Consider the following 21,797-nt stretch of genomic DNA (forward strand, 5'->3'; position numbering starts at 1 on the left):
TCGAAGCCGGCATTCGCGAAGTCGTGGATGGGCGGGTGATTGTGCGAAACGAACCGTTCGTTCGTATCCGCGCCACTCTCGCCACTGCGGCCACGTCGCTTTCGCAGGATGTCCCAAGGTATGATCCGGTCGCGATCCTCCAGGATCTGGAACCCGAGCGCACATCCTCGGGCGGCGAAGCCAACACGGATCTTTATGGCGCGGAAGTCGAGGGCGAGATGATGGTGCGCCAGTCCGACATGCCGGCAAGCTTCGTGCCTGCCCGCGCAATTGGCGACGCCGCCGCGGCCCGCTTCGTACGCGCCACAGTCGAAGCCGCCTACTCAGACATCGAATCCGGATCGATGATGGCCTATGCATCCATGGGCCCGACAGTGCGCGAGATCGGCATCGGCGATCTCGAAAGCGACACGCTCGTCTCCGGCATCGCCGAGAACGTGACTGTCGTCCCCAAGACCACGACGCCAGAAAGTCTGGCGCTCGGACGTACCGAGCGCATACTGACAATCAAGGAACCGAGCCCATTGGTCGAGGTGCTCCGGCGCAACGGCTTCACCGACACGATGATCGAGGCGATCAACGGCACCTTGCGCAACGTCTTCCCCTCGATCGAACTGCCGCGCGGCGCACGCCTGCGCATTCTGTTCGGACCTGCGCGCAATGCCGATAGCGTTATTCCCTACCGTATGAGCATCTATCTGCACGATCAGCAAAACGACTTGGACCGTCACGCGGTGACGGTGGCTTTGACCGACAACGGCAAATACGTCATCGGACTGGCGCCACCGGAGATGGATTTCCCCGACGAGGACACCGAAGAGGTCAACGTCGCAACACTACCCTCCGTTTATCGCTCGATCTGGGAGACTGGTCGCAAGCACGATCTGTCCGACGAGACGATCCAGCGCATCGTTGCGCTTTACGCCTACGATGTTGACCTGACGCGCAGGATCGCCCCCGGCGATTCAATTGAGATTCTCAAAGCGCAGCCCGATGCGGAAGGCCACCAGGATCTGCTCTATGTCGGGCTGACGCTCGGTGACACAACCCGAAAGTTCTACCGCTTTGTCACGCCTGACGGGGCAGTGGATTATTACGGACCGGATGGCGAAACCGGCAAGAGGTTCCTCATGCGCCGCCCGCTCGAGGGCGGCGGTCGAGTTGCGTCTCGTTTCGGCTATCGCGTGCACCCGATCTTCAAGAGCAGGCGCCTCCATACCGGCACCGATCTTGCAGCACCATCGGGAACGCCGATTTATTCGGCCGGCGACGGCGTAGTGGCATTTGCCGGACGTCAATCCGGCTACGGCAACAAGGTCGAGATTGAGCACGTCAATGGCTACGAAACCGGGTACGCCCACATGCGCGGATTTGCCGAAGGCATGCGGCCCGGCGTGCGGGTGCGCCAGGGCCAGTTGATCGGCTATGTAGGGTCGACCGGCTACTCCACCGGTCCTCATCTGCACTTCGAGATCAAGATCAATGGCAATTTCGTCGACGCCTTGAGCGTCAAGCTTCCACGCGAGAACGCGCTTCCGGAACAGTACCGGCCGCAACTCGAGCAGATGGTGGCGCAGGTCGATGGCCTGATGAACCGCGACGCCCAACCGATGACCATTGCCTCGAACTAGCTAGCGGGTTCGCCTTGTATCGACGCGAACCTAGTCAGCCTCACGATCGACATAGACGGCAAACTCGGTGCCACCAGGCTCCCGCGCGTGAAAGCGACGGCCGCCCGGAAAATCGAACTGTGCCCGCGTCACCACCCCGCCAGCCTTGCGCACCCGCGCTTCGGCAGTATCAAGATCGTCAGTGCGGATCACAGGGAGCGGAACCGGCACGCGTTCTGCGGACGAATCGACACCGATATCAATGCCGGCGCCGCTCGCTCCTGAATATTCAGGGCCATAAGTGATGCGCTCCCATCCGAAAGCCTCAGCCAAAAATCGGCTGGTAGCGTCGCCATTACTGCTTGGCAGTTCCAGGTAGTCAAGCTTGAATATCACGCCCTCCCGTTCTTGTTTCGTTCACAATCTAGCGGCATGAGACAAGCGCGTAAATACAAAATGGCCGGCGATGATTTCGCCGGCCAATGATTTTTTCAGCGTAGATGTGACTTAGGCCGCCGCACCCGGCAATGCTTCTGCATCAGTGCGTCGAAGCACCAACCCTTCCGCACCGCTATCGACGATAACGGAATCGCCGTCGGCAACTTCTCCCGACAGGATAGCATCGGCCAGGCGGTCCTGAACCTCGCGCTGAATCACCCGCTTGAGCGGGCGCGCACCGTAGGCAGGATCATAGCCTTCATTGGCGAGCCAGGCGCGCGCCCCCTCGGTCAGTTCAAGATCGATATCCCGTTCTTCGAGAAGCTTTTTCAGGCGTTCCAGCTGAATGTCGACGATGCCACCCATATGGCTGCGGTCAAGCCGATGGAACAGAAGCGTCTCATCGATCCGGTTGAGGAATTCCGGCCGGAAAGTCGCACGCACGATGTCGAGGACCTTGCCACGGGCCAGTTCAACCGACTCGCCTTCATTGAGGTTCACCAGATATTCCGCCCCCAGATTGGACGTCATGATGATAACCGTGTTCCTGAAATCGACAGTGCGTCCCTGCCCGTCCGTCAACCTGCCGTCATCAAGCACCTGCAGCAGGACGTTGAAAACGTCGGGATGCGCCTTTTCGATCTCGTCAAACAAGACGACCTGATAGGGCCGACGCCGCACAGCCTCGGTCAACACACCGCCTTCATCATAGCCAACATAGCCGGGAGGCGCGCCGATCAACCGGGCGACCGAGTGCTTCTCCATGAACTCCGACATGTCGAGCCGCACCATCGCGGTTTCATCGTCGAACAGGAACTGCGCCAGTGACTTGGTCAGCTCGGTTTTGCCGACGCCGGTCGGACCGAGGAAGATGAACGAGCCGATTGGCCGGTTCGGATCCTGAAGACCGGCACGTGCGCGCCGCACCGCTTTTGAAACGGCCGCCACTGCTTCGTCCTGTCCGATCACGCGAGCACCGAGCGTGTCTTCCATGTGCATCAGCTTCTCGCGTTCGCCTTCCAGCATCCGGTCCACCGGAATACCAGTCCAGCGGGAGACGACCTGCGCGATGTGCGTCGGCGTCACGACTTCTTCGACCATCGGTCCAGCCGCCGACTCGCCCTCCGCTCCTTCAGCGACATTGATGCGCTTTTCAAGATCGGGGATGACACCGTAGGCAAGTTCGCCCGCCCGGCCGAGATCACCGCGCCGCTGCGCAATTTCGAGTTCGCTGCGGGCCTTGTCGAGTTCTTCCTTGAGCTTCTGGCTGCCGCTCAGGCGCTCCTTTTCGGCCAGCCATCTGGTTGAAAGGGTTTGCGCTTCATCTTCGAGATCCGCCAGATCCCCCTCAAGACGCTCGAGCCGCTGCCGAGACGCGTCATCGGTCTCCTTCTTCAGAGCTTCCCGCTCGATCTTCAGCTGCATGATGCGCCGGTCGAGCTCGTCGAGAGCCTCTGGCTTGGAATCGACAGCCATACGCAGACGCGCCGCCGCCTCGTCCATGAGGTCGATGGCCTTGTCCGGCAGGAACCTGTCGGTAATGTAGCGGTTGGAAAGCGTTGCAGCACTAACAAGCGCCGAGTCCGAGATGCGGATGCCGTGATGCAGCTCGTATTTTTCCTTGAGGCCGCGAAGCACCGAAATCGTGTCCTCGACTGTTGGTTCGTCGACGAATACCGGCTGGAAACGACGTGCAAGTGCAGCGTCCTTTTCAACGTGTTTGCGATATTCATCGAGCGTTGTCGCACCCACGCAGTGCAGTTCGCCCCGGGCGAGTGCAGGCTTCAATAGGTTCGAGGCGTCCATTGCGCCATCTGCCTTACCCGCGCCGACAAGCGTGTGCATCTCATCAATGAACAAGATGATCTGCCCGTCCGCCGCCGTAATTTCGCTGAGAACGGCCTTCAGGCGCTCTTCGAACTCACCGCGATATTTGGCACCGGCGATCAGCGCACCCATGTCGAGCGCCATCAGCGACTTGTTCCTGAGCGATTCCGGCACGTCACCGTTGACGATCCGGATCGCCAAACCTTCAGCAATGGCGGTTTTGCCGACCCCTGGCTCGCCAATCAAAACCGGGTTGTTCTTCGTACGGCGGCTCAGCACCTGAATAGTGCGGCGAATCTCTTCGTCACGACCGATCACCGGGTCGAGCTTGCCCGCGCGCACGTCTGCGGTCAGATCGCGGGCATACTTCTTCAGGGCGTCGTAGGCGTTCTCAGCGGATGCCGAGTCTGCAGTGCGACCCTTGCGGATCTCCTCAATGGCAGCATTGAGGGTCTGCGGCGTCACACCGGCGGCAGCGAGAACTTTACCGGCATCCGTGTCTTTTTCCATCACCAGCGCAAGCAGCAACCGCTCGACGGTGACGAAAGAATCACCCGCCTTTTGAGCCGCGCTCTCCGCCGTCTCGAATACCCGCGCCAATTCACGGCCCAGATATAGCTGGCTGGCGCCGCTGCCCGACACTTTGGGAATCTTATTAATGGCGGCTTCAGTTTCAGCACGCGCCATACGCGGATCGCCGCCGGCGCGCTCGATCAGCCCGCTGGCCATGCCTTCAGTATCGTCGAGCAGCACCTTCAACAGGTGAATGGGGGCGAACTGCTGATGCCCCTGCCCGAGAGCCATGGTCTGCGCGCTCTGGATGAACCCGCGTGCCCGCTCTGTGTACTTTTCGATATTCATCGTCTCTCCTTTCCGCCCGCCGGTTCGCCTAAACAGCACGTAACGCGACGTCGGTCCTTGATCAGGCGCAAACCTGCTTGGCAGCATTTGCGCTCTCGACATTGGATATAGGGCGGCAAGAAGAAACGAAAAGATGCCTCAACAACGAAAAGGCCGGGCAATTGCCCAGCCTTTCAGATGCATGAACGGATATATCGCCGTACTATTCGGCGGCTGCAGGGCTGCCCGATGTGATGAAGGCCGGCAGTTCCCCGGTATCCGCAGCTTTTGAGGTTTCGCCGCTTTCGCCAGTCGGTTCCGATGAAGCCCGCCGACGGCGCGGACGCCGCTTGCGCGGAGACTCTTCACCTTCATCGCTCGACGACGCCGATTGTGGCTGCTCTGCAGCATCAGCGGGTTTTGCTTCCGCCACTGCCTCGGGAGGATTCTCGCTGGCCTCGGCCTTTTTCGCCTCGGCAGACCGGCGCTGGCGCGGTGCACGCGGCTGAGGCTGCGGCGCGGCTTCTGCCTGTTCTTCGGTTTGCACCCGAGGCCGCTCAGGCTGCTGCTGATGCCCGACATTCGAGTTAGCGTTCGCTGTCTCGTTGCCGTCCTCAGATTCGTCGGAGTCATTGTCCTGATTGTAATCAGGGCGCTGCTGCGGCTGTGCCGCCATGACGATCCGGAAATAGTGCTCGGCATGCTGGAGATAATTCTCCGCCATTACCGAATCTCCCGAGGACACCGCATCCCGGGCCAGTTGCTGGTATTTTTCGGCAATATGCGAGGCATTGCCGCGCACCTTCACGTCCGGCCCGTTGCTTTCATAATTACGGGACAAGGGATTAACGTGCTTGCGTCCACCGTTCCGGCCACGCGAGCGGTTCTTGTTGTTCTGCTGATTTGGTCTCATCTGGTCGCTTTGTAACTCGTATAACTAAGCGTCACGAAATGGCGGACAGGATCATGCCCTGTCTGGCCGAGAGCGGGCGGCGCATTTAGCTGCCGCACAACGGTCTGGTTGGCTTCATGAAGACCTTAAAGCCGTCGGCGGAATGACGCCCCCAAACGTTGTTTTCATCACGCGCCACGCGGCCTAGCCGGTCTTCACGCTTCTGCGTGAGGCACTCCGATGATGATAAGGGGGCCATCTCCGTGGCGCCCATGATGCGCCGTGACAGCAAGGACACGCTATATGCTTCGGCGCTTCATTCCAAGCTAAAAATGCGCCACTCGCGTCGTCGTGCCCTAAAGATGTTTGCCCGACACGATACGATCAAGCCCCGCGAGGTCTTTTTCGATTATGACATCGGCGAATCCAGCCTCTTCGAACAGCGCCGATACCGCCTCGCCTTGATCGAATCCGATTTCGACAGCCAGCTTGCCCCGAGGACGAAGATACCGGCCGGCTTCAGCGGCAAGTTGACGATAGGCATCAAGACCGTCAGTACCGCCATCAAGCGCGAGTAAAGGATCGTGTTCGCGCACTTCGCGCGCAAGACCGGTGATGACATCGCTCTGGATATAGGGCGGGTTGGAAACGATCAGGTCGAATGAATGCAATTCGTCGAGCGCTCTAAACCACTCTCCTTCGAGAAACTTCAGCCGGTCGGCGACACCGTGGCGGCGCGCATTGTCTGCGGCAACACGCAGCGCCTCGACGCTCAAGTCTGTCGCGACACCTGTTACACGCGGCAGGTTCGCAGCAATCGAGACGCCGATACATCCGGAGCCGGTGCCGAGATCGAGAAAGCGCGGCGCCTCTTGAGCGCCTAGCATTGCCAGCGCCAGATCGACCAAAGCTTCCGTTTCAGGACGCGGCACCAGCGTGGCAGGGGAGAGTTGAAACGCCAAGCCGTAAAACCATTGCTCATTGGTCAGCCGAGCCACAGGCATGCCGGAGGCGCGCTTTTCGATGAGCGAATTATAGAGAATTGTCGCTTGCTCGGGCGCCTCTTCACGCTCGCGCGTCGAAAGTTGCAACGCATCAAACCCGATCGCAAACTCGGCAAGCAGGCGCGCGTCGCGCGACGCGCCTTCGATCCCCGCAGCAGCCAGCCGATCACGTCCTGCGCGCCACATCGCGCCCAGCGTCACCGCCATTGTCAGCCTTGCGCTTCCATCGCCGCCAGTTGTTCGGCCTGATCTTCGGTGATCAGCGCATCGATCAACTCATCAAGCGCTTCGCCCACCATCACCTTGTCGAGCTTGTAAAGGGTCAGGTTGATCCTGTGGTCGGTTACGCGCCCCTGTGGAAAATTGTAGGTGCGGATGCGTTCGGAACGGTCGCCCGACCCCACCTGGCCCTTGCGCGCCTCCGCGCGCGCGGAGTTGCGCTCGGCCTCCTGCGCATCAAACAGGCGGGCACGCAAAACCTGCATTGCGATCGCCCGGTTCTGATGCTGACTTTTTTGCGCCGATGTCACGACGATTCCCGTCGGCAAGTGGGTGATACGCACGGCCGAGTCGGTGGTGTTGACGTGCTGCCCACCAGCGCCGGAGGCGCGCATGGTATCGATCCGGATATCTTCGGCGCGGATGTCGATGTCTATGTCCTCGACTTCCGGAAGAACTGCCACAGTCGCCGCCGATGTATGGATCCGGCCCGATGCTTCCGTTTCGGGCACACGCTGTACGCGATGAACGCCGCTTTCATACTTCATGCGCGCGTAAACGCCCTTGCCGGACATATTGGCGATGACTTCCTTGAAGCCCCCGGCCTCGCCAGGGCTATCTTCCATGATCGTCAGCTTCCACCCGCGTATTGCTGCATAGCGTTCATACATGCGCAGCAGATCGCCGGCGAACAGAGCCGCCTCGTCGCCCCCAGTGCCCCCGCGAATTTCAAGGATGATGTTCTTTTCGTCTGCCGCATCCTTGGGAAGAAGGAGAACTTGGATGCGCCCGATCAATTCCTCGATCTGATCCTCGAGCGACTCGATCTCAAGTTCAGCCATCTCGCGCATTTCAGGATCGCCAGATTTTGCCAAGGCCCTGGCATCGGCGAGATCCTTCACGGCTTTCTTGTACTCGCCGATCGGGCCGACGATCGGGGCGAGGTCAGAATGCTCCTTGGAAAGCTTCACATACTCGTCCGCCGACGCACCGCCCGACAAAGCTGCTTCTACGTATTGGAAGCGCATTTCGAGAGCGTCGAGTTTGTCGTGCGGAAGCGTCGCCATATCGATCCTGTTATAAGAGTATGCGAGCGCATTTAGGCTGCGCCGTCGTGTCGATCAAGTTGCTAGATCGGCAGGTTCTGCTTGTCTATCCACTCGGCGAGCAGATCGCGAATACCGACCCCATCGGCCCCGTCGGTCAGAGCGGCCATGACCGATTGATGCACCGGCTCAAGGTCGAGGTTCAGCACCAACTCCTTGATCGGGCCGATCGATCCCGGACCCATCGACAGCCGCGTCATGCCGATCGCCATCAGTGCGAGCGCCTCGACTGGGCGTCCAGCCAGTTCGCCGCACATCGTCACCGGAATATTATAGCGCCGGCCGGCATCGACCACGAGTTTTATTGCCCGCAGACGCGGCAAGGCGATTGGATCATAAGCCCGGGAAACCCGCGGGTTCGATCTGTCTGCGGCGGTGAGGAACTGCACCAGGTCATTCGAGCCGATCGAGACGAAATCCGTCTCGGGCAATAAACGATCGAGCTCGAACAGCAGTGAGGGCACCTCCACCATCGCGCCGAGCTCAATGCGTTCCGGCACGGGTTCACCCGCCCGGCGCAAACGCTCGACCTCACGCTTGACGACGATCCGCGTCTGCGTGAACTCGAACGTTTCGGTGACCATCGGCACGAGGATCTTCAAGGGACGCCCGGCCGCTGCGATCAGCAGCGCCCTGATCTGGGTGCGCAACAAACCCGGTCGATCAAGGCCAAGCCGGATCGAGCGATAGCCCATGGCCGGGTTTTCTTCAGCGGTCGCGCGCAGATACGGCACCACCTTGTCGCCGCCGATATCCAGTAATCGGAAGACCAGGGGCCGATCGCCGGCGATGCGCATGGCCTCGGCGTAGAGATCTACCTGTTCCTGCAGGCGCGGCAGGCGCGAGGCGATCATGAATTGCAGTTCGGTGCGGAACAGCCCAACCCCGGCCGCGCCGGTGTCATTGAGCATGGGCAGATCCGCTACCAGCCCTGAATTGTGCAGCAGCGTGATCTCGGTGCCGTCACGCGTGACCGAAGGTTTCGACTTGAGCGCCGCATAATGGGCTTGACGGCGTGCGCTGATCCGGACCTTGTCGACATAGATCTGCTCGATATCAGGGGTCGGACGCAGATGGACCTGCCCTGCCTGACCATCGAGAATGATGTCGTCGCCGCTTTCAGACATCGAAACGATAGAGTCGGCCTGCCCGACAGCCACCAGTCCCAAAGAGCGGGCAACGATCGCCACGTGCGAAGTGCTGCCGCCCTCTTCGAGAGCAATGCCGCGCAGCTTTGTGCGATCATATTCGAGCAGTTCGGCAGGGCCCATATTGCGGGCCACCAAAATCGCATTATCCGGCAGATTTCGCCCCATCCCTTGATGGTCGCCGGTGAGGACACGCAGCAGGCGATTGGCCAGATCGTCGAGGTCATGCAGCCGTTCACGAATATAGGGGTCGGTCTGGCGCATCATTCGGGCGCGCGTGTCGTTCTGTACACGCTCGACCGCAGCTTCTGCCGTCAGACCATTATCAATGGCCTCGGTAATACGGTTCACCCAGCCGCGGTCATTGGCGAACATCCGATAGGTCTCGAGGATCTCGCGGTGGTCGGTCGAGGGCTGCATATCACCGCGGTCAAGCATGGCATCGATGGAGCCGCGCATCCGCTCGAGCGCCTGATCGAGCTTGAACTTCTCCTGGTCGGTATCTTCCGCGATAAAATTGGTCACGACGACGCGCGGATCGTGCAGCACCACTGTGCCGAGCGCGATGCCCTCGGTGAGGCTTACGCCAGTGAACATGCGTGGCCGACGCAGATCGATATCGGAGCCGGGCTTGATGAGATTGTCGAATTCCGATGTGGCGATCATTTCGGCGAGAATCGTCGCCGTCGTCTGCATCGCCTCGGTCTCATCCTCGCCGTAGACCCGGCGTTCAGCGTTCTGCACGACGAGCACGCCGAGCGTCTGGCCCGCCCTGAGCACCGGCACGCCAAGGAAGGACTGGTATTGTTCTTCACCCGTTTCCGGACGATAGGCGAACCCCGGATGACTGGGCGCATCGTCGAGCCGCAAGGGCTCGGCTTCAGCCGCGATCAAGCCGACAAGGCCCTCGCCCAGCCGCAGTGTCGTCATGTGTACGGATTCGGCCTTCAGGCCCTTCGTTGCGAACAGCTCCAGCGCGCCATCGTCGCGCAGCACGTAGAACGAGCAGACGTCGGTCTGCATGTTCTCGGCGATAAGGTTCACGATCTTGTCGAGGCGCTCCTGCGAAGCTAGCGGCTCCGCCATGGTCTCGCGCAGTTGCCGCAACAGCACGCGAGGGCCGCTGATCACTGTGGCCATCTCGTTCCCGGCGGCACCCGGCCGCCCCCCTGCCCGACCGGTGAATGATGCGAAAGCCGCTCCGGTCAGGCGTCCTTCATATCCAGACCGTAATACGTATGGAGCGTGCGAACCGCAAGTTCTGCGTATTCATCGTCGATCAATACCGAGGTCTTGATCTCGGACGTCGTGATCAGCTGGATATTGATGCCGCGGTCTGCCATCGCGCGGAACATCGTCGAAGCAACGCCAGCATGGCTTCGCATACCAACGCCCACAACCGAGATCTTGGCACCCCCACGCGAGCCGGTCAGATGCCGGAAATCGACCGCGCTGCGCGCGCCCTCAATGGCGTTGACGGCCTTGTCATACTCGGAATCGGGCACCGTGAAGGTGATATCGGTCGATGCCCCGTCATCGGCAATGTTCTGCACGATCATGTCGACAACAATCGATTGGTCCGCCAGCGCACCAAACACCGCCGCCGCGACCCCCGGCTTGTCCTTGACACCGCGCAACGTGATCTTGGCTTCACCGCGCGCCAAGGTAATGCCCGAAACGATCTGCTTTTCCATGATCTCATCCTCGTCGCACACCAGCGTGCCGGGAACGCCCGGCAGCCCGTCCGGCCCTATCTGGGGCGCATCCGGATCCTCGAAACTCGACCGAACGACAAGCCGCACCTTATGCGCCATCGCCATTTCCACTGAGCGGATCATCAAGACCTTGGCCCCGAGCGATGCCATTTCCAGCATCTCCTCGAAGGCGATCTTGGAAAGCCGGCGCGCCCGTGAAACGATTCGCGGATCGGTGGTGTAGACGCCATCGACGTCCGTATAGATGTCGCACCGATCGGCGCCGACGGCAGCCGCCACCGCCACCGCGCTTGTATCTGATCCACCCCGACCGAGCGTTGTTACGCGGCCGCTCGGCGCAACGCCCTGGAAGCCGGTAATCACCGGCACCCAACCGGACTTCATGCGCTTGTCGAGTTCACTCGGGTCGATCTCGGCGATGCGGGCTGCGCCATGTGCATCATCGGTTCGAATCGGAACCTGCCAGCCGGCGAACGAACGGGATTCAATGCCCATGTCGGCAAGAACAATCGCCATAAGCCCTGCGGTCACCTGCTCGCCGGAAGCGACTACGGCGTCATATTCGCGCGCATCATGAAACTTCGAGGCTTCATTGACCCAGCCGACCAGCTCATTAGTCTTGCCGGACATGGCGGAGACCACCACTGCAACTTCGTTGCCAGCGTCGACTTCGCGCTTAATGTGCCGGGCGGCATGACGAATGCGCTCAACTGTGGCAACCGACGTGCCACCAAACTTCACAACGATGCGGGCCATCTTTGTCCCCGAGGCGCATCGGGAAAAGCCCCGGCGCACTTTGCGTTCGGTGCGCGACATGCCACAAAGGCCGGCACCGATCAATGCTTTCGGCGCGAACCGCTGGGCCCTGCGATGCGTAGTGCATGAAGCGGCATCTGCGAGCACGGCAAACAGGAGTTCTTATGGCAGCCACAACCGTGAACCAGGAGGAAATCGCAAAGTTCTCGGCGATGGCCGAAGAATGGTGGAACCCGCACGGCAAGTTCAAGCCGATCCATAAGTTCCAGCCAGTGCGCTTGGGCTATATCCGCGAGAACGGCATCAGGCATTTCCAACGCGATGAGCAAAGTCTAAAGCCATTCGAGGGGCTTCGCATACTCGATGTCGGGTGCGGCGGAGGCCTTCTTTGCGAACCAATGGCGCGGCTCGGGGCGCAAGTGGTCGGCATCGACGCCGCGGAGCGCAACGTGAAGATCGCAAGCCTTCACGCGGAGCAATCCGGCCTCGAGATCGATTATCGTGCAACGACCAGCGAGGACCTCGCCGCCGCGGGTGAACATTTCGATATTGTGCTGAACATGGAAGTTGTCGAGCATGTTGAGGACGTGCCTCTCTACATGAAGAGCTGCGCCGACCTCGTCGCTCCGGGGGGCCTGATGTTCACGGCAACGCTCAATCGCACGGCACGCGCCTGGGCACTGGCGATCATCGGCGCGGAATACGTGCTGCGCTGGTTGCCGCGCGGCACGCACGAGTGGAAGAAATTTCTCACGCCCGAAGAGATCACAGCCCTTCTGCGCCGCAACGGCTTGCGCAAAGTCGATGAGACGGGAGTCGTCTACAACCCGATCGCGGATGAGTGGCGCAAGTCTGGCGACATGGCCGTCAACTACATGATCCTGGCGGAGCGCCCCGCCTAGACTTCTGAGCCTGGCGGGTAGAGATGCTCGCCGCCGCGATAATCAGTGATGATGTGTTGGCGTTCGCCGGCGGGTCGCACCGCCGGCGCGCCGATATCCGTCTTGCCGTATCCGCCCGGGATATCGAGGACATATGTGGGCTGGCAGAGGCCCGACACCCTGCCTCTCAGATCAGCGACAAGCCGTTGACCCTCTTCAATCCCCAGACGAAAATGGCTGGTGCCCGGCGCGAGGTCGGGGTGGTGCAGGTAATAGGGTTTCACACCGGCTTCGACAAACCCACGCATGAGATCGGCCAACACCGCGACGTCATCATTGACCCCACGCAACAGCACCGACTGGCTGATGAGCGTGATACCAGCAGCTTTCATGCGCGCGCATGCTGCATGCAGATCCGGCGTCAATTCGCGCGGATGGTTGGCGTGGATCGCCACGTAAACCGCCTTGCCGCTGCCGGAGAGCGCATCGACGAGTTGCGCCGTCACTGCCTCGGGATCGACCACAGGCAGTCGCGTATGGATGCGCAGCACACGCACATGAGTAATGTCCGAAAGCCGCTCCAGCAGCACCGCAAGCCGCCGTGGCGACAACACCAGCGGGTCACCGCCGGTCAGGATCACTTCCCAGATTTCGGGGTGAGCGTCGATATAGGCGAAGGCGGCATCAAGCGCACCAGCTGACAAAGTGCCGAGACCATCCGGCCCGACCATCTCGCGCCGAAAGCAGAATCGGCAATAGACCGGGCAGACATGAACGGCCTTCAAGAGCACCCGGTCTGGATAGCGGTGAACGATGCCCTCGACCGGAGAATGGCTGAGATCGCCAATCGGGTCAGCCATCTCATCAATCGTTCGCTGGAGTTCCCTTGCATCCGGCACATATTGCAGCGCAATCGGGTCATCCGGATCGTCTCTGTCGATCAACCCGGCGATATGGGGCGTAATTGCCGTGACATAGCGCGCCGCGACCGGCTCGAGGCTTTCGGCAAGCGTCTTGGTAACCAGACCCGCCGCGACCAGATCACCTGTCGATCTGAGAACTGTCGACATCGTCATCGTGCCTCAGGGACTGGCGCCCACAGGATATCATCGATCCGGCGTGCTCCAGTGGCCAGCATCGCCAGGCGATCAAAGCCGAGCGCCACGCCGCTGGCTGCGGGCATACATGATAAGGCTGCGAGAAAATCCTCGTCGATTGGATACCGCTCTCCGTAGACCCGCTGCTTTTCCAACATTTCCTGCTCAAAACGCGTCCGTTGCGTCGCCGGGTTGGTCAGTTCGCCGAATCCGTTCGCCATTTCGACCCCGCAGCAATAGACTTCAAAGCGCTCGGACAGGCGCAAATCTCCCGCCAGCGGCCGTGCCAAAGCGGCTTCCGCTGAGGGGTATCGATCAAGAATAGTCGGACGACCGACACCGAGGTGGGGCTCCACCCGCTCGACCAGAACCCTGCTGAAGATATCAGCCCAGCCATCGTCATCGGCCACCCGGATACCGGCGGAACGTGCCTCTGCCGCGAGCGCTTCGCGGTCCGTCTCGCCATCTTCACCGAGAGAACATGCAAGATCGATTGCAGCCAAACGCTCGAAGGCCTCGACGACGCCAAGCCGCTCAGGCTCAGCGAACGGATCGCAACTTTGCTCGTTGTAGCTGAAGGTCTTGATCCCGGTTGTCTCTGAAGCCACGCGGATCAGAGCGACGACATCGTTCGTGATCACCTGATAGTCCTCACCGGCCCTGTACCATTCTGCCATGGTGAACTCGGGGTGATGGAGCGGCCCCCGCTCGCGATTTCGCCAAACCGGCCCAAGGAAATAGATCCGTTCCTCACCGGCGCTGAGCAGTTTCTTGCAGGCGAATTCCGGCGAGGTGTGCAGGTATAGAAGCTGAGTTTGCCCGTCATAGCCGACCAGGTCAGTGGCGAAGCCATGCAGATGCGCCTCGTTGCCGGGCGAAACCGCGAGCGCTGCGACATCAGTCTCGATGAAGCCTTCAGCATCGAACCAGCTGCGCATTGCAGATTTAAGTCTGCTGCGCCCGACCAGAAACGGGCGCCGATCCGCATGCACTTGCCTGTCCCACCATGCCGAGGCGGGCGGCTGCGACTGTAAACTCATCGACTGGCCCCAATTAGCTGAAACCGCGCACGGGACTGTGCAAACGCCCCGATATGCGATAGTTGCGGCATCGAAAACCAGTTTCGCGTCGCAGGGTCGTTCAGCCGGCTTCTACGATGCCCATATCGATCAAACAAGGAACTTGCTAGTGAAGGTCATCGCTTCATCGCTGCGCAAGGGCAACGTCGTCGAAGTCAACGACCAGCTCTACGTTGTCCTGACCGCCCAGAACTTCCACCCCGGCAAGGGCACTCCGGTGACCCAGGTGGACATGCGCCGCATTTCTGACGGCACCAAGGTGTCCGAGCGCTGGCGCACCACAGAACAGGTCGAGCGCGCCATTGTGGACGACCGTGAGTACACGTTCCTCTACGAGGACGGTGAAGGTTTCCACTTCATGAACCCGGAAAACTACGAGCAGATCGTGGTCACCGAGGACGTTGTGGGCGACCAGAAGCCGTATTTGAAGGAAAGCACTAATCTCATGGTGTCGACCTATAACGGCGTCGCCATCTCGATCGAACTGCCACAGCGCGTGTCGCTGGAAGTTGTCGAGACGGAACCTGTCGTCAAGGGACAGACCGCCGCGAGCTCCTACAAGCCCGCGATTCTCGAGAACGGCGTCAAGACCATGGTGCCCCCACATATCGCTGTAGGTACGCGCGTTGTGGTGATGACTGCGGATAATTCGTATGTCGAACGCGCCAAGGACTGAGTCCTAGTGCTCGACATGTAAAAAGGGCCGCCAGGTGAACTGGCGGCCCTTTTTTTATTCAGCCTTCATCAGGTCTGACTTCTTGACGTTCAACACCACGCGGTCTCCGGTGACGGAGCCAATCTGGTCGGGGGTGATGTAGCGATCTGCTGCGAACAGTCCATCGGCATCGAGACGGATGAAGCCCTCGCGCATCAGCCGCTCCTGGACTTCCGAGGACAATTGATCGGTCGGCGCAAATGCGCGCCCCAACGTATTGATCAGCGTATCCGGCTCACGTTGGTCAACGCTTGCAGCGCTCGTTTCGGGCCCAGGCTGATTGGGATCCTCGTCGCTGAACTGGTAGTCCTCGACAGTCCCGATCTCGTGATCTTCGCTGTCATAGACCTTCATGCCGTTGCGAATGTCTTTGGGAAGAGATTCCATGTCATGTCCTCCATGAGCTGCTGTCGAATAGTGTAGGGCGCGAAACGCCGGAGGCATTTCGCCTTTCTCACACTCTAAACGGCAGCGCGCGGACTGACGTTCCCCATGGCCAGTCAGGCACGCTCGAGAATAGCCGTTTCGATCTCTGCCACGATGCTTGTCACGAGATCGGCGTCGTCGCCTTCCCCCATCACGCGGATCACAGGTTCGGTGCCCGACTCGCGTATGACGAGACGCCCGGCGGGGCCAAGTCTTTGCTCGCTGTCGGCAATCAGCTTGCGGACGATCTTGTCCTGCAGTGGCTTGCCCCCCTTGAACCGGACATTGCGAAGCAGCTGCGGCACGCGCTCGAACCGGGTGCAGACTTCCGATACGGTGCGCCCTTCTTCCTTTATCACGGAGAGCAGCTGCAAGGCCGCGACCAGTCCGTCACCGGTCGTGGTGAAATCCGACAGGATGATGTGGCCAGACTGCTCCCCGCCAACATTGAACCCCTTTGAACGCATTGCCTCGAGAACGTATCGATCGCCGACCTTGGTGCGTTCGAGCGTCAGTCCAATCGAAGACAAATAGCGTTCGAGACCGAGGTTCGACATCACGGTCGCGACGATTCCGCCTCCAAGCAGCATGTTGCGGCGCAGCCAACTCTGGGCGATCACGGCCATGAACTGGTCGCCATCGACGACATTGCCCTTCTCGTCGATGATGATCACGCGGTCCGCGTCACCATCAAGTGCAATCCCGATGTCCGCCCGCAACTCCTTGACCTTCGCAGCGATGGCATCCGGCGCGGTCGAGCCCACTTTGTGATTGATGTTGAAGCCGTCCGGCCTGACGCCGACAGTGAAGACTTCCGCACCCAGTTCCCACAGCGCGGTCGGTGCAACCTTGTAGGCAGCGCCGTTGGCGCAGTCGACAACGACCCTGATCCCGGACAGATCCATGCCCCGCGGCAATGTGCGCTTGGCGTATTCAATGTACCGGGTGCTCGCATCCTCGTCGCGATGGGCACGTCCGATTTCGCGGCCTTGTGCGAGTTTCGAAAGCATGTCCGAATCGATCAGCCGCTCGATCTCGGATTCGACTTCGTCCGAAAGCTTGTATCCATCAGGCCGGAAAAGCTTGATGCCGTTATCCTCAAACGGGTTGTGCGATGCCGAAATCATCACGCCAAGGTCGGCGCGAAGCGATCGGGTCAGCATCGCAACGGCCGGCGTCGGCATCGGACCGAGCAGATAGACATCCATCCCGACAGCAGTGAAACCCGCCGTCAACGCGTATTCGATCATGTAACCGGAGCGTCGGGTATCCTTGCCGATCACCACACGATTGCGGTGGTCGCCCCGCACGAATTTCAGCCCGGCGGCCATGCCGACCTTGAGCGCAAGTTCCGGCGTGAGCTTCGGCCCATTGGCCTCGCCACGGATACCGTCGGTTCCGAAATATTTCCTGGTCACTCGGGTGCACCCTCCGCTGAATCGGCGCTTGATCCGTACGCCCGCTACGAAGAGCACTATACAACTTTCGAGCGAGCCGACGAAACTCTAGCGCGTGAAGCGTTAATGCCCGTTTTCGGCGGCATTGCGTCAAAACAAAAGGGGCCGCCGAAGCGACCCCTTAAAGATTTAGCTGCCAGGCTGTGGCTCGAGCCCGCCATCAGGCTCCGGTCCCGGCCGCTTCTTGTTCGACTTGCCGGCACTCGGCACGCTGGACGATTTCGGCGCTGGGGGCGCTCCATCGTCGTCCGGGCGAACGGGCGGCTTGCCATCCATCAACTCGCGCAGTTCATCGCCTGTCAGCGTTTCAAACTCGAGCAGGGCCTGTGCAATAGCCTCGAACTGTTCGAGATTGCCGGTAATCGTTTCGCGGGCGGAGCGCTCACCGTCCTCGATCAGGCGCCGCACTTCCTCGTCGATGATCTTGGCGGTCTCGTCAGACATGTGCTGCGATTGCGTCACAGAATGCCCAAGGAAAACCTCTTGGTCGTTCGACTTGTAGCGCACGCGCCCAAGCTTTTCGGACATGCCCCATTCCATGACCATGGAACGCGCGAGGTTGGTCGCCATCTGGATATCGCCGGCGGCGCCGCTCGTGACCTTTTCAGGCCCGAACTTGTAGATCTCCGCTTCGCGGCCACCGAACAGCATGGCAAGGCGCGAAACGGCCTTCTCACGGCTGAACGAATAGCTGTCGCTCTCCGGCAGCGTCATCACCATCCCAAGTGCACGGCCGCGCGGGATGATCGTCGCCTTGTGGATCGGGTCAATACCCGTCAGCTTCAATGCAATCAGCGCGTGTCCCGCCTCGTGATAGGCAGTGAGCTTCTTTTCGTCCTCGGACATTGCCATGGTGCGGCGCTCGGCGCCCATCATGATCTTGTCCTTGGCGTCCTCGAACTCCTGATGCGTGACGAACCGCTTGTTCTTGCGCGCCGCCATGAGCGCGGCCTCGTTCACAAGGTTCATAAGATCGGCACCGGAGAACCCGGGTGTACCGCGAGCCAGAATGCGTAGATCGACATCGGGAGCCAGCGGTACCTTGCGCGAGTGGACCTTCAGCACCTTCTCGCGGCCGGAAACGTCCGGATTTGGCACGACAACCTGACGGTCGAAACGGCCCGGACGCAGCAGTGCCGGATCGAGCACGTCGGGGCGGTTGGTGGCGGCAATCAGGATCACGCCCTCATTGGCTTCGAACCCGTCCATCTCCACCAGCAGCTGGTTGAGAGTCTGCTCGCGCTCATCGTTGCCGCCGCCAAGGCCCGCACCACGCTGGCGACCGACGGCGTCGATTTCGTCGATGAAGATGATACACGGCGCGTTCTTTTTCGCCTGCTCGAACATGTCACGCACGCGGCTTGCACCGACACCGACGAACATTTCGACGAAGTCGGAACCGGATATCGTGAAGAACGGCACGTTGGCTTCGCCGGCAACAGAGCGTGCAAGCAGCGTCTTACCGGTACCAGGAGGGCCAACCAGAAGCACACCGCGCGGAATACGGCCACCCAGACGCTGGAACTTGCCCGGATCACGCAGGAACTCGACGATCTCCTCGAGGTCCTGCTTGGCCTCATCAACGCCAGCGACGTCTTCAAACGTGACCTTGCCTTGGGCCTCTGTCAGCAGCTTTGCGCGCGACTTGCCAAAACCCATGGCACCGCCCTTGCCGCCACCCTGCATCTGCCGGATGAAGAAGAACCACAAACCGATGATGATCAGGAACGGCAACCAGGAGCTGAGGAGGATCGACCAGAACGGCGAGCCCTCGGCGGCACGTGCCGTGATCGAGACATTCCTGTCCTCGAGGCGGCTGACCACGTCCGCGCCTTCCGGCACAACGGTTTCAAAGCGCGATCCGTCGCGCAGCGTACCTGTCACCACGTTGTCGGTGATGGTCACACTCTGCACGCTGCCTGCTTCAATGTCGGACACGAACTGGCTGTAGCTCTTGTCGGCGACAGATATCGATCGTGTAGAAGACTGGAAGACCTGGAACAGGCCCATCAGCATGAAAAGTATGACGAGCCAGATGGCAAAGTTTCGGAATTGTCCGTTCATCAATCCTGTCCCGGAGCGCCAGCATTGCCGGCAAGGTTGGCTCGAATGTATGGCCGGCTATTGGGCGTTACAAGGGCATGAACTGCGGCGCTTTGCCGGTTTCGTCCAGTCCTAGCCTCACATTGCAGTTAATACGCGGTGATGCGCGAAAGGGTTCAACCCTGCTATCTCACTCAATCAATGATTAATTCTACCGCAATGCGCGGATCGAACGACCATCCCCCAAGAGCCAGAACTTCGCCTTCACCATTTCGCACGATCGGTGCCGTTCGGATAGCCTCTGCAGGAGCGGTCACCTTGAAGCCAAGAAATTCCTGCAGTTTGTGCCGCGGCATGTAATCGGCGACCCCGGCTGTAAACCCGGCGGCATCAGAGACATTGCGGATACGAAAACGGTTGTCCCAGACAATCTCGGAGCCCGGGGCCAGCGGCAGGTCTGCAGGTGTGCTGCGGCCGAGTTCGCGCGCCACCACAATGCCGTGTTCATCCGCACGCACCACACAGCCCAGCAACGTCGTATTCTTGAGCGCAGACTCCGAGCCGATTGAATCGTGCAGTTTTTCTATCTGACCAAGCGCATGCGCTTTCTGATGACCGCCAACGTTCGCGAGGACCCGCGCCAGAACTCTTGTCGCAACGGCCGAGCCGAGCGCGTCGTAGGCCACACGCTCGATGCGCGCGGCCCCGAACCCATCCAGCTTGACGAGATCATCGAACGCCGCGTCCGCGATCTTCGCCAAGGCTGCATCGGCATCTGCCATCCGACGCGACAGCCTCAGCAGCGTTGGAGGATCGATGCCGAGCGCGGTGAGCTGCGGCAGTGCCGCTCGCCAGCGCACGCGCTCATAGTGCTCGTCAGCATTTGAGGGATCGTTCACGGCCTCGACCCCGGCATCCGCAACGAGACCATGCAACTCCTTAGGATCCACATCCAGAAGTGGTCGGAATATCTTGAGGCCTTCGATTTCTGAGAAAGCCTGCATCCCCTTCAAGCCCTCGATGCCGCTCCCGTGCGCCAGCCGCATCAGGACGGTCTCAGCCTGATCGCTGATGTGGTGCGCTGTCAGCAGCAGCTCAGCTCCATCCTGGCGCATCGCCTCCCTTATGAGACGGTAACGCGCAGCGCGAGCCGCTTCCTGAATGCCCGTCGCGGGCTTGTCATCGCTCCAGACCAGGCCGCGTGCCGCCAGCCCGAGCCGTGCGGCAAGGCTCAGCACGCCATGCACTTCGCCCGCTGCCTCGGGTCGCAGGCCATGGTCAACACTGTAAACGAAGATTGTCGGAGCATCGGGTGTTTCATCCGCCCATTGCTTGACCATCAGCATCAGGCCGACGCTGTCGGGGCCGCCAGACACACCAAGCCCGATGGCCTTATAGTCACGGAGGGGTGCGAACAGCTGCTCCCTCGCTTCCGGCGAAGTGAGTGGTGGCGTCAGGCGGGCGGGCATTCAGCCTCTTCCTGCTGCTGGTTGAGCCGGGTCTGGAAATCATCCGTCAGTTCAGCGAATCGATCCGGGATCGCGTTGAGGGTCCGGCACGCCGCATCGCGCTCGCCCTCGCGAGCAAGGGCCGTACTGAGCTGCAACAGCAGGTCAGGGGCACGTGGGCTTTCGGGCTGCGTCTCGTAGGCATCGAGCAACACCTCTGCCGCCTGCTGGTTCTCTCCCTGCTCAAGAAGCGAAGCGCCGAGCCAGTTCGCGGCCTCTGCAGAACGTTCGTCATCGGGATAGAGGGCGACAAACTGTCTGAACTGATCCTCGGCAAACGCAAAATCGCCGCTCATCATTGCCTCATAGCCGGCATTGAACTGCGCCGATGCATCGGCCGACTGATCGATAGATGCGGGTGTAAAATTGAGATCAAGCGGCTGTTGCAAGTCCCGCTCCACCGGCAGGTCACCAAGTGTCGCGATGCCGGCCTGTCCGGTACCGATCAGCGGATCCGCCGAGACCTCATCGGGGCTGACCGCTCCGAGATCCTCGTTCAGCTGCTCGTAGTCCTGGTCGGACGGCAAAGGCTCGCTGCCATCGTCGAAACGCGGATCAAACTCGATCTCGCCTGGCAGCGGAACCACGCCCTGCTCGGGAATGTCGGTGTTCGGCACTTCGATCTCGACGCCTTGACCGTCGGGCGCCGGCAGCTGCTCCGTTACCGCCGGAGGCGCACCGCCGCCACCCTGCATCTGGCGGAACAACTGCGCGTTTTCTTCCTGCAGCCGTTCGAGCAGCGTCTGCATCTGCGTAACCTGAAAGCTCAGTCCTTCAACCTGCCCGGTCAGCGTGCGGATTTGCTCTTCAAGCTGCTGGATGCGCAGCGCGAGCTGAGCCTCCTGCTGCGTCTGGGCGACAAGGACACGATCGGTCTTTGGCGGCTGCTGCTGGCCACCGCTCACGGTAAGGGCTGCATGTGCAGGAATCGTCGGAAGCAATAGACCGGCGACAACGAGTGCCCGCCAGCTCAGATTTAGATTTGGCTGCATAACACCTCCACAAGCTCTGGGTGTGGCCACAACGAGGTAGGAAG

Annotated in this window: 17 protein-coding genes (1 of these 17 cut by a window edge); 3 read left to right on the plus strand and 14 right to left on the minus strand. The window is 60.6% G+C overall.

Annotated elements, in window-relative coordinates:
- Window positions 1-1,631: the 3' portion of a M23 family metallopeptidase gene (locus IE127_RS18565; RefSeq protein ID WP_189427294.1), read on the plus strand. Its footprint begins 262 nt before the window's first position; only the last 1,631 of its 1,893 coding nucleotides appear in the window; the start codon falls outside the window, past its left edge; its stop codon occupies window positions 1,629-1,631.
- Window positions 1,632-1,661: 30 nt separating this feature from the next.
- Here the strand turns inward: IE127_RS18565 and IE127_RS18570 are convergent, their stop codons facing one another.
- The 7 genes from IE127_RS18570 to IE127_RS18600 form a co-directional block, all read right to left on the minus strand.
- Window positions 1,662-2,006 carry a VOC family protein gene (locus tag IE127_RS18570; protein ID WP_210310554.1) on the minus strand — a complete coding sequence of 115 codons (345 nt, stop codon included), beginning with the start codon at window positions 2,004-2,006 and terminating at the stop codon, window positions 1,662-1,664.
- Between the two features lie 111 nt (window positions 2,007-2,117).
- Window positions 2,118-4,736, minus strand: coding sequence for an ATP-dependent chaperone ClpB (clpB, locus tag IE127_RS18575; RefSeq protein ID WP_189427295.1), 2,619 nt, complete (start codon window positions 4,734-4,736; stop codon window positions 2,118-2,120).
- Between the two features lie 202 nt (window positions 4,737-4,938).
- Window positions 4,939-5,628 (minus strand): DUF4167 domain-containing protein, encoded by a 690-nt coding sequence (locus tag IE127_RS18580; protein ID WP_189427296.1) that lies wholly within the window; start codon window positions 5,626-5,628, stop codon window positions 4,939-4,941.
- Between the two features lie 335 nt (window positions 5,629-5,963).
- On the minus strand, window positions 5,964-6,818 hold the full coding sequence (prmC, locus tag IE127_RS18585) for a peptide chain release factor N(5)-glutamine methyltransferase (protein WP_189427297.1): 855 nt from the start codon (window positions 6,816-6,818) through the stop codon (window positions 5,964-5,966).
- Between the two features lie 2 nt (window positions 6,819-6,820).
- A complete protein-coding gene (gene prfA / locus IE127_RS18590) occupies window positions 6,821-7,897 on the minus strand; it encodes a peptide chain release factor 1 (RefSeq protein ID WP_189427298.1) in 1,077 nt (358 codons plus the stop codon).
- 62 nt (window positions 7,898-7,959) lie between these two features.
- Entirely contained in the window at window positions 7,960-10,224 is a 2,265-nt protein-coding gene (ptsP, locus tag IE127_RS18595) for a phosphoenolpyruvate--protein phosphotransferase (protein ID WP_189427299.1), read from the minus strand.
- Between the two features lie 65 nt (window positions 10,225-10,289).
- Window positions 10,290-11,555: an aspartate kinase gene (locus tag IE127_RS18600; protein ID WP_189427300.1), complete on the minus strand. Its 1,266-nt coding sequence runs from the start codon at window positions 11,553-11,555 to the stop codon at window positions 10,290-10,292.
- 164 nt (window positions 11,556-11,719) lie between these two features.
- Between IE127_RS18600 and ubiG the strand changes: the two genes are divergently transcribed.
- Window positions 11,720-12,457: a bifunctional 2-polyprenyl-6-hydroxyphenol methylase/3-demethylubiquinol 3-O-methyltransferase UbiG gene (gene ubiG, locus IE127_RS18605; protein ID WP_189427301.1), complete on the plus strand. Its 738-nt coding sequence runs from the start codon at window positions 11,720-11,722 to the stop codon at window positions 12,455-12,457.
- Here the strand turns inward: ubiG and IE127_RS18610 are convergent.
- On the minus strand, window positions 12,454-13,512 hold the full coding sequence (locus IE127_RS18610) for a lysine-2,3-aminomutase-like protein (protein WP_189427302.1): 1,059 nt from the start codon (window positions 13,510-13,512) through the stop codon (window positions 12,454-12,456). The genes ubiG and IE127_RS18610 overlap by 4 nt on opposite strands.
- Entirely contained in the window at window positions 13,509-14,573 is a 1,065-nt protein-coding gene (gene epmA, locus IE127_RS18615) for an EF-P lysine aminoacylase EpmA (RefSeq protein ID WP_189427303.1), read from the minus strand. Before epmA ends, IE127_RS18610 begins: the two co-directional genes overlap by 4 nt.
- 142 nt (window positions 14,574-14,715) lie before the next feature.
- Between epmA and efp the strand changes: the two genes are divergently transcribed.
- Window positions 14,716-15,288, plus strand: a complete 573-nt coding sequence (gene efp / locus IE127_RS18620) for an elongation factor P (RefSeq protein ID WP_244640351.1) — start codon at window positions 14,716-14,718, stop codon at window positions 15,286-15,288.
- 54 nt (window positions 15,289-15,342) lie between these two features.
- Here the strand turns inward: efp and IE127_RS18625 are convergent, their stop codons facing one another.
- The 5 genes from IE127_RS18625 to IE127_RS18645 all read right to left on the minus strand — a co-directional run bounded on the left by IE127_RS18625 (window position 15,343) and on the right by IE127_RS18645 (window position 21,753).
- Window positions 15,343-15,714: a hypothetical protein gene (locus IE127_RS18625; protein WP_189427305.1), complete on the minus strand. Its 372-nt coding sequence runs from the start codon at window positions 15,712-15,714 to the stop codon at window positions 15,343-15,345.
- Between the two features lie 113 nt (window positions 15,715-15,827).
- Window positions 15,828-17,171 carry a phosphoglucosamine mutase gene (glmM, locus tag IE127_RS18630; RefSeq protein WP_189427306.1) on the minus strand — a complete coding sequence of 448 codons (1,344 nt, stop codon included), beginning with the start codon at window positions 17,169-17,171 and terminating at the stop codon, window positions 15,828-15,830.
- A 168-nt stretch (window positions 17,172-17,339) separates the two neighbouring features.
- Window positions 17,340-19,274 (minus strand): ATP-dependent zinc metalloprotease FtsH, encoded by a 1,935-nt coding sequence (ftsH, locus tag IE127_RS18635; protein WP_189427307.1) that lies wholly within the window; start codon window positions 19,272-19,274, stop codon window positions 17,340-17,342.
- A gap of 173 nt (window positions 19,275-19,447) precedes the next feature.
- Window positions 19,448-20,722 carry a tRNA lysidine(34) synthetase TilS gene (gene tilS / locus IE127_RS18640; protein ID WP_189427308.1) on the minus strand — a complete coding sequence of 425 codons (1,275 nt, stop codon included), beginning with the start codon at window positions 20,720-20,722 and terminating at the stop codon, window positions 19,448-19,450.
- Window positions 20,707-21,753: a tetratricopeptide repeat protein gene (locus IE127_RS18645; protein ID WP_189427309.1), complete on the minus strand. Its 1,047-nt coding sequence runs from the start codon at window positions 21,751-21,753 to the stop codon at window positions 20,707-20,709. The genes tilS and IE127_RS18645 overlap by 16 nt, the downstream gene beginning before the upstream one ends.
- Between the last annotated feature and the right edge of the window lie 44 nt (window positions 21,754-21,797).

It is taken from the genome of Devosia pacifica, assembly GCF_014652635.1.
Classification (GTDB): domain Bacteria; phylum Pseudomonadota; class Alphaproteobacteria; order Rhizobiales; family Devosiaceae; genus Devosia; species Devosia pacifica.